Annotated in this window: 13 protein-coding genes; 5 read left to right on the top strand and 8 right to left on the bottom strand. The window is 68.4% G+C overall.

The features are described 5' to 3' along the window. Positions 1 to 16: 16 nt before the first annotated feature. Entirely contained in the window at positions 17 to 847 is an 831-nt protein-coding gene (locus J8I35_RS09180; RefSeq protein WP_209925051.1) for a heme ABC transporter ATP-binding protein, read from the top strand. Positions 848 to 943: 96 nt separating this feature from the next. Further along, positions 944 to 1333: a VOC family protein gene (locus J8I35_RS09175; RefSeq protein ID WP_209925050.1), complete on the top strand. Its 390-nt coding sequence runs from the start codon at positions 944 to 946 to the stop codon at positions 1331 to 1333. 31 nt (positions 1334 to 1364) lie between these two features. Here the strand turns inward: J8I35_RS09175 and J8I35_RS09170 are convergent, their stop codons facing one another. Together J8I35_RS09170 and J8I35_RS09165 are read right to left on the bottom strand one after the other, a co-directional pair. After that, on the bottom strand, positions 1365 to 1976 hold the full coding sequence (locus J8I35_RS09170; protein WP_050012154.1) for a trimeric intracellular cation channel family protein: 612 nt from the start codon (positions 1974 to 1976) through the stop codon (positions 1365 to 1367). An 8-nt stretch (positions 1977 to 1984) separates the two neighbouring features. Beyond that, positions 1985 to 4114: a PBP1A family penicillin-binding protein gene (locus J8I35_RS09165; protein ID WP_124594351.1), complete on the bottom strand. Its 2130-nt coding sequence runs from the start codon at positions 4112 to 4114 to the stop codon at positions 1985 to 1987. 243 nt (positions 4115 to 4357) lie between these two features. On the opposite strand from J8I35_RS09165, the gene J8I35_RS09160 reads away from it, so the two are divergent. Together J8I35_RS09160 and J8I35_RS09155 are read left to right on the top strand one after the other, a co-directional pair. Further along, on the top strand, positions 4358 to 5152 hold the full coding sequence (locus J8I35_RS09160; RefSeq protein ID WP_209925049.1) for an aminoglycoside phosphotransferase family protein: 795 nt from the start codon (positions 4358 to 4360) through the stop codon (positions 5150 to 5152). A 248-nt stretch (positions 5153 to 5400) separates the two neighbouring features. Next, on the top strand, positions 5401 to 5814 hold the full coding sequence (locus J8I35_RS09155; RefSeq protein WP_209925048.1) for a hypothetical protein: 414 nt from the start codon (positions 5401 to 5403) through the stop codon (positions 5812 to 5814). An 81-nt stretch (positions 5815 to 5895) separates the two neighbouring features. Here J8I35_RS09155 and J8I35_RS09150 read toward each other — a convergent pair whose 3' ends face one another. The 5 genes from J8I35_RS09150 to J8I35_RS09130 form a co-directional block, all read right to left on the bottom strand. Then, positions 5896 to 6732, bottom strand: coding sequence for a bifunctional allantoicase/(S)-ureidoglycine aminohydrolase (locus J8I35_RS09150; protein ID WP_050012158.1), 837 nt, complete (start codon positions 6730 to 6732; stop codon positions 5896 to 5898). Between the two features lie 846 nt (positions 6733 to 7578). Continuing rightward, positions 7579 to 8016: a hypothetical protein gene (locus tag J8I35_RS09145; RefSeq protein ID WP_050012159.1), complete on the bottom strand. Its 438-nt coding sequence runs from the start codon at positions 8014 to 8016 to the stop codon at positions 7579 to 7581. Positions 8017 to 8395: 379 nt separating this feature from the next. Beyond that, positions 8396 to 9055, bottom strand: a complete 660-nt coding sequence (locus tag J8I35_RS09140; RefSeq protein ID WP_209925047.1) for an isoprenylcysteine carboxylmethyltransferase family protein — start codon at positions 9053 to 9055, stop codon at positions 8396 to 8398. Positions 9056 to 9211: 156 nt separating this feature from the next. Further along, on the bottom strand, positions 9212 to 9376 hold the full coding sequence (locus J8I35_RS09135) for a hypothetical protein (RefSeq protein ID WP_162838116.1): 165 nt from the start codon (positions 9374 to 9376) through the stop codon (positions 9212 to 9214). 263 nt (positions 9377 to 9639) lie between these two features. Then, positions 9640 to 10059 (bottom strand): HIT domain-containing protein, encoded by a 420-nt coding sequence (locus J8I35_RS09130; RefSeq protein WP_050012161.1) that lies wholly within the window; start codon positions 10057 to 10059, stop codon positions 9640 to 9642. 235 nt (positions 10060 to 10294) lie between these two features. Between J8I35_RS09130 and J8I35_RS09125 the strand changes: the two genes are divergently transcribed. Next, positions 10295 to 11716 carry a serine hydrolase gene (locus J8I35_RS09125; RefSeq protein ID WP_209925046.1) on the top strand — a complete coding sequence of 474 codons (1422 nt, stop codon included), beginning with the start codon at positions 10295 to 10297 and terminating at the stop codon, positions 11714 to 11716. 78 nt (positions 11717 to 11794) lie between these two features. On the opposite strand, the gene J8I35_RS09120 is transcribed toward J8I35_RS09125, so the two are convergent. After that, entirely contained in the window at positions 11795 to 12418 is a 624-nt protein-coding gene (locus J8I35_RS09120) for a glutathione S-transferase (protein ID WP_050012163.1), read from the bottom strand. Positions 12419 to 12468 lie beyond the last annotated feature (50 nt).

Genomic DNA, 12468 nt, shown 5'->3' with positions numbered 1-12468 from the left:
CTTCTTCACGACGACCATGCTGACTGCCCATCACCTCGACGTCGCCCGTCGGCACGACACGATCCTGCGGAATCTGTCGCTGTCGATCGAACCCGGCCGCGTGACCGCGCTGCTCGGCCGCAACGGCGCGGGCAAGAGCACGCTGCTGAAAACCTTCGCCGGCGAGCTGACCGGCAGCGTCGCGCCGAACGGCGTGCGCGTGACGGGCGACGTCACGCTGAACGGCGAACCGCTCGCGCGCATCGATGCGCCGCGGCTCGCGCGCCTGCGCGCGGTGCTGCCGCAGGCCGCGCAGCCCGCGTTCCCGTTCAGCGTCGACGAAATCGTGCTGCTCGGCCGCTATCCGCATGCGCGGCGCAGCGGCGCCCGCCACGTCGTTGCGCACCGCGATCGCGACATCGCGTGGCGCGCGCTCGAACGCGCGGGGGCCGACGCACTCGTCGGCCGCGACGTCACGACGCTGTCGGGCGGCGAACTCTCGCGCGTGCAGTTCGCCCGCGTCCTCGCGCAGCTGTGGCCGGACCACGAAGCGACGGAAACCGGCCCGCGCTACCTGCTGCTCGACGAACCGACCGCCGCGCTCGATCTCGCGCACCAGCACCGGCTGCTCGATACCGTACGCGCCGTCGCGCGCGAATGGCAGCTCGGCGTGCTCGCGATCGTCCACGATCCGAACCTCGCCGCGCGACATGCGGATACGATCGCGATGCTCGCCGACGGCACGATCGTCGCGCAGGGCGCACCGCGCGACGTGATGACGCCGGCCCATATCGCGCGGTGCTATGGCTTCGCGGTGAAGAGGGTGGAAACCGGCGACGGGACGCCGCCGGTGATGGTGCCCGCGTAGCGCGGGCGTGTGTCGCATGATCGTAGCGTCGTGCGCTGCCGTCAGCGGCGGCGTTCGCTCGAGATCGTTCGTCTGCCCCTTTTCGAGGAAACCTCCGTGCCGCTTCCGATGACCCGCATCATCCTGTACGTCCGCGACGTCGCGTTGCTGAAAGCGTTCTACCAACGATATTTCGCACTGCCCGTCATCGAGGAAATCGACGTCGAATGGGTCGTGCTCGACGCAGGCGCGATCGCACTCGCGCTGCATCGGGCCGGGCCGGCGTTCCGTGATGCGGCCGCATTCGCAAACACGAACGCGTACGCAACCACCAGCAACGTGAAACTCGTATTCAGGATCGACGCCGATCTCGACGCGCATCGCGACCGGCTCGCCCGAGATGGCGTGACCGTCCGCGATCCCAAGCGCTACGATGGCTTCCCGTTCCGACTGTATGACGGCGTCGATCCGGAAGGGAACGTCTTTCAGGTAATGCAGCCGGACTGAATGCCGGCACGGCAGGCATGAGCACGAACGCTCAATGCTCGACGTCCGCCGCGCCGAAGGTCCGCATCTTCCAGCCGAGCCGCACCGCGAGCATCCGCATCGAGAAGCCGGCCGCCAGCGCGACGAGCGTCGCGAATCCCGCATCGATGTCGACATGCTGCATCCCGACATACAGCGCGCCCGTGGCGAACGCGACGCTCGCATACAGTTCCTCGCGCAGGATCAGCGGCATCTCGTTGCAGAGTAAATCGCGCAGCATCCCGCCGCACACGCCCGTGATCGCGCCGGCCAGCACGACGATGATCGGCGCCGTGCCGGTCGATGCGCCGATGTCGCAGCCGATGATCGTGAACGCCGCAAGGCCGATCGCGTCGACGGTGACGAACAGCGTCTTCATCCGCGCGACGTGCCGCGCGGCCCATGACGCGACGGTCGCCGCGACGAGCGTGATCACCAGGTATTCGGGATGCGCGATCCAGCCGAGCGGATAGTGGCCGAGCAGCACGTCGCGCACGGTGCCGCCGCCGAGCGCCGTCACCGCGCCGACGAGCGCGAGCCCGAAGCGGTCCATTCCGCGCCGCATGCCCATCAGCGCCCCCGACATCGCTTCCGCGACGATCGCAATCAGGTAGAGCGTATGCATCGCGCGCGTCAGTCGTCGGTCCGGAACAGGTCGAGCACGCGTTCGCGCTCGGCCGCATCGACGGCGGCCGGCATCGGTTCGTCGCGCTGGCCGTGGTCGGCCGATGCATCCGGCGCATCGACGGCCGCCGCGCCGCCGCACGCAAAGCGGCTGCGGATATACGCCGGCACGTCGGCCGTGCACGTGCCGCGCGTGTATTCGGCGTAGACGAAATCGCCGTCGACGAGCGCGACGTCCTGCGGCGGCGTCGCATCGACCGGCGTGCGCCCGTCGACGGCCGTCTTCATGTAGTCGAGCCAGACCGGCAGCGCAAGCGTCGCGCCGGTCGCGCGCCCCATCGGGCGCGGCGTGTCGTAGCCGAGCCACGCGACCGCGACGATGCCCGACGAATAGCCGGCGAACCATACGTCCTTCGACCCGTTCGACGTGCCCGTCTTGCCGGCCGCGTCGTCACGCCTGAGCGCGAGCGCGCCGCGCGCGGTGCCGGCACGCACGACGTCGCGCAGCATGCTGTCCATCACGAACGCATTGCGCGCCGACACGACCCGCTCGCCCGCCGGCACGGTCGCCTCGTACATCGCGCCGCCGTGACGCTGCTTCACCGACAGGATCAGGCGCGGCTCCATCCGCGTGCCGCCGTTCGCGAACACGCTATATGCGCTCGCGAGTTCGAGCGGCGTCACGGCGCCCGCGCCGAGCGCGAGCGGCAGCGACGCCGGATTGCGCTGCGCATCGAAGCCGAAACGCACCGCGTGCTGCTGCACGTAGCGCGCATCGGTGGCCTGCATCAGGCTGACCGCGACGAGGTTCTTCGAGCGCATGAGCCCTCTCCGCACCGGGATGAAACCCTCGTAGTTGTTCGCGAAATTGCGCGGGCGCCACGGCCGCGCGCCGGTTTCCGCGTGTGTGAGCGTGCGCTGCGTATCGTCGACGAGCACGCCGGGGAAGTAGCCCTTCTCCAGCGCCGCCGAATAGACGAACGGCTTGAAGCTCGACCCCGGCTGCCGATACGCCTGCAGCGCATGGTCGAACACGTTGCGATTGAAATCCGCGCCGCCGACCAGCGCGAGCATGTCGCCGGTGGCCGCATCGAGCGACACGAGCGCGCCTTCGAGGCCGTTGCGCGCATCGCGTGTCGCGCGCGACTGGCGGCTCAGCGTGCGCTCGAGCGCGGCCTCGGCGGCGCGCTGGTCGCGCATCGAGATCGTCGTCGTCACGTCGAGGCCGAGCGTGTACGCGTCGTCATGAAACCGCTCGACCATCATCCGGCGCGCCCGCTCGGCGACGTACGGCGCCGCGATGATGCCGGGTGGCGGCGTGGTCGCCAGCGCGATCGGCGCGTCGACGGCCGCGCGATACGCCGCATCGTCGAGCTGGCCGAGCGCATGCATCCGGCCGAGCACGTAGTTGCGCCGCGCGGTCGCGCGCGCCGGATTGACGACCGGGTTGAACGCGGACGGCGCCTTCGGCAGCCCGGCGAGCACGGCCGCTTCGCCCGCGCTCAACGCGTCGAGCGGCTTGCCGAAGTACACGTGCGCGGCGGCCGCGAAGCCGTATGCGCGCTCGCCCAGATAGATCTCGTTCATGTACAGCTCGAGCAGCTTGTTCTTGCTGTATGCGCGTTCGAGCTTGGCCGCCATCAGGATCTCGGCGAGCTTGCGGCTCAGCACCTTGTCGCGCGTCAGGTAGAAGTTGCGCGCGACCTGCATCGTGATCGTGCTGCCGCCCTGCCCCGGCTGCCCGGTGACGACGTTCGCGAACGTTGCGCGCGCGAGGCCGCCGACATCGACCGGGCCGTGCTCGTAGAACTTTGCGTCCTCGGCCGCGAGCAGCGCGTGCCGCATCAGCGGCGGGATGCGTTCGAGTGGCACGAACTCGCGCCGCTCGACGCCGTATTCGGCCAGCAGGTCGCCGTCGCGCGAGAAGATCCGCAGCGGCAGCGCGGGACGATAGACGGCCAGGTGCTCGACGGACGGCAGCTGCGTCCAGATGCGATCGATCGTCCAGGCGCCGATGCCCGCGCACGCGAGCGTCAGGCCGAGCAGCGCGCCCGCAAGCGTGCGCCATACGCGGCGGCGGCGCGGCGGTGTGGAGGGGGGCGCGGGCGGCGGAGGCGGATTGGCGGTGGGGTCGGTCATGTCGGGCTCCTTCTTCAGTGCCGCGACGGCCGGCGCGAGACACGCGCCGATCGGTCACGAAAGGCGCGCATTGTCGAAGGGATGGCATGAAATCGGAACATTCTTTAGCCAAAGTTTGGCTGGCTAAATTTTGTTTAGGAAAACGCTTTGGGGTCTGCTCGCACCGTCTATACGGGGTTTGCGGCATGTCGTTGCGGTCGAGTGCGCCGGGCGCGCGAGCCGGTTCGCTTGTACCATCGTCGGATGTTCGATCGATACCTCGACCTGTGGGGCCTCGTCCCCGACGGCGGCCCGATCCTGACCGCAAGCGGCGGCCTGCTGCCGGTCGTCTGGCATGCGCGGCCCGCGATGCTGAAAGTCGCCACTTGCGACGAAGAGCGGCGTGGAAATGCGCTAATGGCGTGGTGGAACGGGCAAGGCGCTGCGCAAGTGTGGCAGCACGACGGCGACGCGATCCTGCTCGAACGCGCGCAGCCGACGCCGACGCTCGCCGTGTTGTCGGCCGCGGGCCACGACGACGACACGATGCGCATCGCGTGCGACGTCGTCGCGCGGCTGCACGCGCATCGTGCGCCGCAGGTGCCGCAGGTCGTGCCGCTGCATGACTGGTTCTATGCGTTGCTGTCGAGCGATGCCGACAATGATACGCTGCGCCGTTCGGCGGCGGTCGCTCGTCAGTTGCTGGCCGGGCCATCCGTCGACGAAGTCGTGCTGCACGGCGACATTCACCATGACAACATGCTTCATTTCGGCGATCGCGGCTGGCGCGCGATCGACCCGAAAGGACTGCGCGGCGAGCACGCGTTCGATTATGCGAATCTGTTCTGCAATCCTGCGCATGAGATCGCGGTCGATCCGGTGCGTTTCGAACGGCGTGTCGTGGTCGTGGCCGATGCGGCGCGGCTCGAACGGGGACGGTTGTTGAAGTGGATACTCGCGTGGGCCGGGCTGTCGGCGGTGTGGTTGATGGAGGACGAGCAGCCGGCCGATACGCGGCTGCAGGTTGCGATGCTTGCGGCGGCTGCGCTCGAGCTGTAGCGATACGCGTCGACCATGAAAACAGCCCATCGCGAATGTCTGCGGGGAAGCGGCGAAGACCACCGGACGGACGGTGCCGCACAGATAGACGCAAGCGCTGAACTCCGGGCTCGTTCGAAACCGCGGCCGTCTGATCGTGGAGTAGTATTCCCCGATATCGAGGTGATTACCCGGCCTCTACGGCGCACCGCCGACCCATCTACGTATAGTGGCAACGGCCGTGACGACGGCATTGATGGAAACGCATCATGTCAACCGAGTGGAAGCACCGCGTCCGACTGTTTATCCAGCGCTTCTGGCAGCCGACCAGCGCGTGCATGACCTGCATGCCCGGGAGCTGGGGAAACGTCATGAGCGTTACCCACTGGACTATCGCCTTTCATACGGGTCTGCTGACCGGGCTCCTGGCGATACTTCTGACTTTCACGCCCGCCTCGAAACTCTACGCGCATCGATACGGCAATGCGCTGATCGTTGGCGTCCTGACGACGTTGGGCGACGCCTACTCGCACACGAGTCATTACCGCATCCCCTATGTCGAGCACATCGTGACGGGTGCGATTTCAGGTCTCTTGGCGCTTGCGGCGTCATATCTCTTCGAAGACCGCGCGCGACGCCTTCGGGCGGTGTGGGCTCGGGTTGTCGGACAGCCTATCCGCTGACTGTCTGACCCTACGCTGAACGCGAAAAAAAACCCGCCGGCAAACACCGACGGGCTTTCATATCCGACCTGCGCCGCGCCTTCAGCGCGCCGGGTTCAGCGTCAGATTCATGTGACGGTTCACATCCTTGTACAGCAGATAACGGAACCGCCCAGGCCCGCCCGAATAGCATGCCTGCGGGCAGAACGCGCGCAGCCACATGAAGTCGCCGGCTTCCACCTCGACCCAGTCCTGGTTCAGCCGATAAACGGCCTTGCCTTCCAGCACGTACAGGCCGTGCTCCATCACGTGCGTTTCGGCGAACGGAATCACGCCGCCCGGCTCGAACGTCACGATGTTCACGTGCATGTCGTGACGCATGTCGCTCATGTCGACGAAGCGCGTCGTCACCCATGCGCCGTTGGTGCCCGGCATCGGAATCGGCTCGACGTCCTGCTCGTTCGTCACGAACGCGTCCGGCAGCGGAATGCCGTCGACCACTTGATAGTGCTTGCGGATCCAGTGAAAACGCACCGCGGCATCGCTGACGTTGTGCAGCGTCCAGTCCGCGCCCGGCGGAATGAATGCGTAACCACCCGGTTTCAGCGTGTGCTGCTTGCCCTGCAGCGTCAGCTCCGCTTCGCCTTCGACGACGAACAGCACGGCTTCGGCGTGCTTGTCCTGCTCGGGCTTGTCGCTGCCGCCGCCCGGATTCACTTCGACGATGTACTGCGAGAAGGTTTCCGCGAAACCCGACAGCGGGCGCGCGATCACCCACAGGCGCGTGTGGGTCCAGAACGGCAGCCAGCTCGTGACGATGTCGCGCATCACTCCCTTCGGGATCACCGCGTACGCCTCGGTGAACATCGCGCGATCGGTCAGCAGATCCGTCTGCGGCGGGTGGCCGCCATGCGGCGCGTAATACGTTGTCTTAGACATAGTGCATCCAGGCAATGGGTTGGTCCGGCCCCGGGCGCAAACGGCGTCGGGCGGTTCGCCTGCGCGTGAAACGCGCAGACGACGGCGGGACGTCGTTGCCGGGGTGGCTTGAAAGCGCATGCGCCTTCGGTCGGTCGGCCAGGCTTCGCATCGGGTCCGTCCGTCGAGCGGACGCGGCGGCCCGGATGGTCGGGCCGGCGGTCAGGCCGCGGCCCTCGCGATCATGCAGCGAGGCGCGGATGGCGGCACGGTTCGACTCGGTACGCGAGCATCGCCGACGATAGCGAAGTCGATCTCGATCGACCAATTAAATGTTGCGATGACATGCATTCGATTTCGCACTACCCACCGGCGCCCGCGATGCGCGGTGGGGAAGCGTTGCGGGGCGCGCCGGCTATCGGGGAAATCCTGACGGTTGCGAACGCTCGCGCGATGGGTCCGTGCACGACAACGCAGCGTGCAAAGCGCCGGTCTCGATGCATCCCGTTACGCGGATCGAAGGCAGTCGAAACGTGCGCGGCAGCGGACCGCTGCGGCAGGGCCGCGAGATACGGTCAGGTCAGAACGAGCCGACGTGTCGAAGGAAAAGTGGACGGCATTCGACCGACCCTGCCCGCGCACATTCGGACGCGGCAACGGGTGTCGTCGAGAAACGGAGAAAACAGCGGAAGGAGAATTGCCGGCCCGTCGATCGGGCACATGGCAGCGGCTGATGAAGCCGGAGGAGAATCGCCGGCGTGGCCGGCGAAGCGGCCCGGCAGCGCGCCGGGCTGAGGCTCGCGTCGGGATGCCGACGCCGTCGGCGCGCCGGTGCGCGGGTCGCGCACCGGGCCGCGCCAGCGGCGATCAGTCCCAGTCGCGGTGGTGGCGATGCTTGCGGCGATGGTAGCCGCGGTCGCCGTGATCGCGATCGTACGAGCTGCGCGACATGTTGCCGCCGAGTGCCGCGCCGGCGCCGCCGCCGACGGCCGCGCCCAGCAGGCCGCCCGTGCGGCCGCCCATCGCGTTGCCTGCCGCGGTACCCGCGCCGCCGCCGAGGGCGCCGCCGATGATCGCGCCGGTACGCTCGCGACGGTTCGACGTCACCGCGCCGCCGGCGCCGCCGCCGATCGCGCCGCCGATGACGGAGCCCGTGCTGCCGCCGACCGCGCCGCCGACCGCTGCGCCGGCAACCCCGCCGAGCGCGCCGCCGAGCGCGTTGTTCAAGTCACCGGCCATTGCCGGCAGTGCAGTCGCGCCGGTCAACGCGGCGACGACGAGAGCGGGGGCGATTTTCTTCCACATTCCCGTATTCTTCCTTGTTCGCAATTCTGGTTATCGAGGTCCGCTCGGTACGACGATCTGAATCGATCGACGTCGGGGCAGGCATTGTGCCGAACCGCGGACCAATTCATTTCAACGAGCTTGCGGCGAAGAATAGCACCGGTCCCGCATTCCTGCCGTGGACATTGTGGTAACAAGTTGTTTACGAATAACAGACGATAAACGCGCCCGCCGAATCCGGCTGAAACCCTTGCCGGCATTGGCTTGGGCACGGTTCTGGCCCCGCATCGCGACAGGCCGGTGATGCAAGCGGCCGCACATTCGAGACACACGTGGCAACACATCTGCACATGCCGCGGCGTGGGCCTCCGAACGACGGTCAGGGAGAAGATGAAGAGGGTCAGTACACGCCGGGCAGCAACCGCCACGTCCGCGCGCAGTACGCGTCGTACTCGGCGCCGAATTGCGAACGCAGCAATGCCTCTTCCGAGCGGATCCGCGCGACGAGCGGCACGAACGTCAGCACGACCAGCAGCACGCCGACGCCCGAGCGGAACGCCAGCGCCCAGCCGAACGAATTGACGACCAGGCCCAGATAGCTGGGATTGCGGATGCGGCTGTAGATGCCGCCGGTCACGAGCGTATGGCCCGGCTGGATCGCGACGAGCCCGCTGAAGCGCTTGCCGAGCACGAACACGGGCCACATCCGCAGCACGCCGCCCGCAAGGTACAGCGCGACGCCGATCCAGCGCACCGTGTCGCCGCCGAACGTCCAGACGTCGAGCCGGTCGGTCAGCGCGGGCAGGTACGCGAGCAGGAAGCCGCTCACCGCGAACGCCGCGAGCACCCAGCGGTTGTCGCGACGCTCGCGCTCGCCGCTGCTCAGGTTGCCTTCGGTGAACAGCGCAGTGACGGCCATCGCGAGCGTCGCGAGCGCGACGACGGTCAGCTGGGGATGCGAGAAGAATGCAGCGAACCCGCCGATGCCGAGCACGGCGAGCCCGAGATAGACGAGCGTGGACAGGCTCGACAGAACGATGACCTTGGGGGTGGCTGTCATGACGGCCTCGCGGGGATACGCATTCCTGTGAAGTATAGGAACCGCGCAGCCCGCGCGCCGTGCAGCACCGTGATGCCGCGCGCGAACGCGCGGGCATCGTCCGGCCAACGGCAGCCGACCGGGCCGGTATGGCCGCGGCCGGCGTGCTGCGACGGATCAGCGGATGTGGAAGTGGCCGCCGATGCCGACGGTGACGGGCGGCGCGTAATACGCGGGGGCATAGCCGTAGTAGGCCGGCGCGGGCGCGTAGCCGTACGGCGGCGCGACATAGCAGCCGGACAGGCCGCCGATCAGGGCAAGCGTGATGAGAAGTCTGGACATGGCTCGGTTCCCGGCGCGAAAGACGAACGGCATCTCGCGAAGACCGCGCCGCCGCGTGTCGCCGCACCACGCGACGGCCGGCACGAAGAGGCGATCCGCCCCTCCTGTCGCTCGATGAAACAATGCGCGGAGTCTAGCGCCGGGCCCGGCCGGCCGAGTTTCCCGGGCGGTTACACGTGTTACCTGGTGTGACCGCTGAAACAGGCTCTGGCGGCGCAGCGGCCGGCCGGTGGACGGCCGCCGCGCCGGGTGCGGACGGGTTGTTACACGAAGCGGGCACGAATGCGCTGCGCGAGCGCTTCGAGCGTCGCGGCGTCGGCGATGTCCCGCGCGTGCATCCGCAGCTCCGCGCCTTCCCAGCGCGGAATCACGTGGAAATGCACATGCGGGACCGTCTGGCCGGCTGCCGCGCCGTTGAACTGGCCGATGAACACGCCGTCCGGCTCGAGCGCCGCGCGCACCGCCGCCGCGACGCGCTGCGCCATCCGGATGCCGGCCGCGGCCGCGTCGCCGGACAGCTCGAAGATCTGCGCGGCCGGCTCCTTCGGGATCACGAGCACGTGACCGTCGGCCTGCGGCATCAGATCCATGATCGCGAGCGTCGCGTCGTCTTCGGCGACCTTCACGCACGGCAGTTCGCCGCGCAGGATTTTGGCGAACGGGTTGTTGTTGTCGTAGGACATGGCGTTTTCCGATCTCGATTGGACAGTGGGACTAGGACAGCAATGCCGGACGATTATCGGCCGACGGCCGGCCCGATATCAACTCGCGCGACGCGCGCCGAATTGTCGAGCGGCCGGCGACGTGACTGCATGCGATCGTCGTCACGCGTCACGCGGCCGCGATTGCAACGCATCGCCCGAACCTGCGACACTGCCGGATCGTTGCCGGCCGGCACGCCACCGAGGACGCTCGCGCATGACGATCCCCCTCAAAAAGCTGATTCTGCGCGGTGTCGCGCTCGCCCTCGTGGCCGCTATCGGCTACACCGGCTACATGCTGTCCCGGCTCGCGCCGATCGCAACCGGCTATGCGGCCAAGGCGCTGTGCTCGGGCGTATTCGTGTCGGGCCGCCCGGCCGCGTCCGTGATCGACGTCGACATCATGGCCGGCGTCCATCCGCTGCTGAAACTGGTACGCCCGTCGCTCGATCCCGACCATCATCGCGCGATGGCGACCTTCGTCGGCTTCGCCGAACGCGCAGCCGACTTCCGACCCGGGCTCGGCTGCACGCTCGCACTCGGGGCCCCGACCGGTGCGGCGGCGGCCACCTTGCCGGCCGCGTTGCCGCCCCTCCCCGATCCGCCGGTCGCGCCGCCCGACCCACCCGCACCGGCCACGCCGCCCGCCGGCATCGACGCACGCAAGCTGCAGACCGCGCTCGACCGCGCGTTCGACGAACCCGATCCGGCGCGGCCGCGGCGCACGCGCGCGGTCGTCGTGATGTGGCGCGGCCAGGTGATCGCCGAACGCTATGCGCGCGGCTTCACGGCCGACACGCCGCTGCCCGGCTGGTCGATGACGAAAACCGTGACCGCCGCGCTGGTCGGCACGCTGGTCGCGCGGCACAAGCTGTCGCCGGACACGTCGGCGCTGCTGCCCGAATGGCGCGGCAGCGGCGATCCGCGCGCGGCCATCACGCTAGACGAACTGCTGCGGATGACGAGCGGCCTGCAATTCAACGAGGACTACGACGACCCGCTGTCCGACGTCGCGGTGATGCTGTTCACGCAACCCGATACCGCGCGGTTCGCGTCGGCGAAGCCGCTTGCCGCGACGCCCGGCGCACAGTGGTCGTACTCGAGCGGCACGAGCGCGATCGTCGCGCGCGTGATGCGCGAAGCGCTGGGCGGCAGCGACGCCGACTACCTCGCGTTTCCGCGCCGCGCGCTGTTCGCGCCGCTCGGGATGCGCAGCGCGGTGTTCGAGCCCGATGCGTCCGGCACGCTCGTCAGCGCGTCGTACCTGTATGCGAGCGCACGCGACTGGGCGCGCTTCGGTCAGCTTCTGCTGCAGGACGGCGTGTGGAACGGGCAGCGGCTGCTGCCGGAAGGCTGGGTGCATTACCTGACGCGCGCGACGCCGCAGTCGACGCGGCAGGAATTCGGCGCGCAGCTGTGGGTGAAGGTGCCGGAGCCGTTCAACGATCCCGGTCCGCATGCGCGCGCGATGCCGGTCGACGCGTTTCATGCGGTCGGCCATGAAGGTCAGTTCGTGAGCGTGGTGCCGAGCCGCGAGCTGGTGATCGTGCGGCTCGGGCTGTCGCGGCCGGAAGCCGCGTGGAATCACGAGGCGTTTCTCGCGCGCGTGCTCGACGCGGTGCCGGCCCCCGGTGCGTGACGACGGGCGCTTGCCCGCCGCACGCGCTACGGCGGCGGCCGTGACGACGCCGCCGCTTCACGCGCTATCCGCGCTGCATTACGGATTCGCGCTGCCGCCGTACTGCTTGAACCCTTCGCGCGTCGCGAGGCGTTCGATGTAGCGCGACACCGCCGGCAGGTCCGGATGCTCGAACGGCGTGCCGAACCAGCGGTTCACCGACAAACCGATCGGGATATCCGCGAGCGTGAACGTGTTGCCGGCCACGTACGCGCCGGTCTTGTCGAGCTGCGCGTTCAGCACGCGCATGTGCGTCGTCCAGCCCGCGATCGACCGTGCGATAGCGTCCGGATCCTGATGGTCGGGCGACTTGCGCACGAGGCCGAGGAATGCGCCGACCCACGAGCGGTTCAGGTCCGAGCCCTGCCAGTCGATCCACTGGTCGACGCGCGCACGCGCCTGCGGCTCGGCCGGATACAGCGCATCGCCGCCGTAGCGGTTCGCGAGGTAGCGGATGATCGTGTTCGATTCCCACAGCACGAAATCGTCATCCTTGATGACGGGCACGAGCGCGTTCGGATTCAGCGCGAGATAGGCCGGATCGTGGGTCGTGCGGAAGCCCGCGCCCCAGTCTTCCTGTTCGAACGGCAGGTTCAGTTCGGTGCACAACCACAGCACCTTGCGGACGTTGATGGACGGAATCTTGCCGAGGACGTGCAGCATGCAGTCTCCTTGTGAGGTCGGGTGCGGAGCGTTCGGCGCGCACGGCACAC

This window comes from Burkholderia sp. CpTa8-5 (assembly GCF_017815045.1).
Taxonomy (GTDB): domain Bacteria; phylum Pseudomonadota; class Gammaproteobacteria; order Burkholderiales; family Burkholderiaceae; genus Burkholderia; species Burkholderia sola.
Note: the sequence above shows the minus strand (reverse complement) of the source record. Positions and strands in the feature narration are given on the sequence as shown.

Bases quoted from the DNA above. Each gene is read 5' to 3' on its own strand.
- J8I35_RS09180 (WP_209925051.1), top strand. From the start codon at position 17: ATGCTGACTGCCCATCACCTCGACGTCGCCCGTCGGCACGACACGATC.
- J8I35_RS09170 (WP_050012154.1), bottom strand. From the start codon at position 1,976: ATGCATACGCTCTACCTGATTGCGATCGTCGCGGAAGCGATGTCGGGG.
- J8I35_RS09165 (WP_124594351.1), bottom strand. From the start codon at position 4,114: ATGACCGACCCCACCGCCAATCCGCCTCCGCCGCCCGCGCCCCCCTCC.
- J8I35_RS09160 (WP_209925049.1), top strand. From the start codon at position 4,358: ATGTTCGATCGATACCTCGACCTGTGGGGCCTCGTCCCCGACGGCGGC.
- J8I35_RS09155 (WP_209925048.1), top strand. From the start codon at position 5,401: ATGTCAACCGAGTGGAAGCACCGCGTCCGACTGTTTATCCAGCGCTTC.
- J8I35_RS09150 (WP_050012158.1), bottom strand. From the start codon at position 6,732: ATGTCTAAGACAACGTATTACGCGCCGCATGGCGGCCACCCGCCGCAG.
- J8I35_RS09145 (WP_050012159.1), bottom strand. From the start codon at position 8,016: ATGTGGAAGAAAATCGCCCCCGCTCTCGTCGTCGCCGCGTTGACCGGC.
- J8I35_RS09140 (WP_209925047.1), bottom strand. From the start codon at position 9,055: ATGACAGCCACCCCCAAGGTCATCGTTCTGTCGAGCCTGTCCACGCTC.
- J8I35_RS09135 (WP_162838116.1), bottom strand. From the start codon at position 9,376: ATGTCCAGACTTCTCATCACGCTTGCCCTGATCGGCGGCCTGTCCGGC.
- J8I35_RS09130 (WP_050012161.1), bottom strand. From the start codon at position 10,059: ATGTCCTACGACAACAACAACCCGTTCGCCAAAATCCTGCGCGGCGAA.
- J8I35_RS09125 (WP_209925046.1), top strand. From the start codon at position 10,295: ATGACGATCCCCCTCAAAAAGCTGATTCTGCGCGGTGTCGCGCTCGCC.
- J8I35_RS09120 (WP_050012163.1), bottom strand. From the start codon at position 12,418: ATGCTGCACGTCCTCGGCAAGATTCCGTCCATCAACGTCCGCAAGGTG.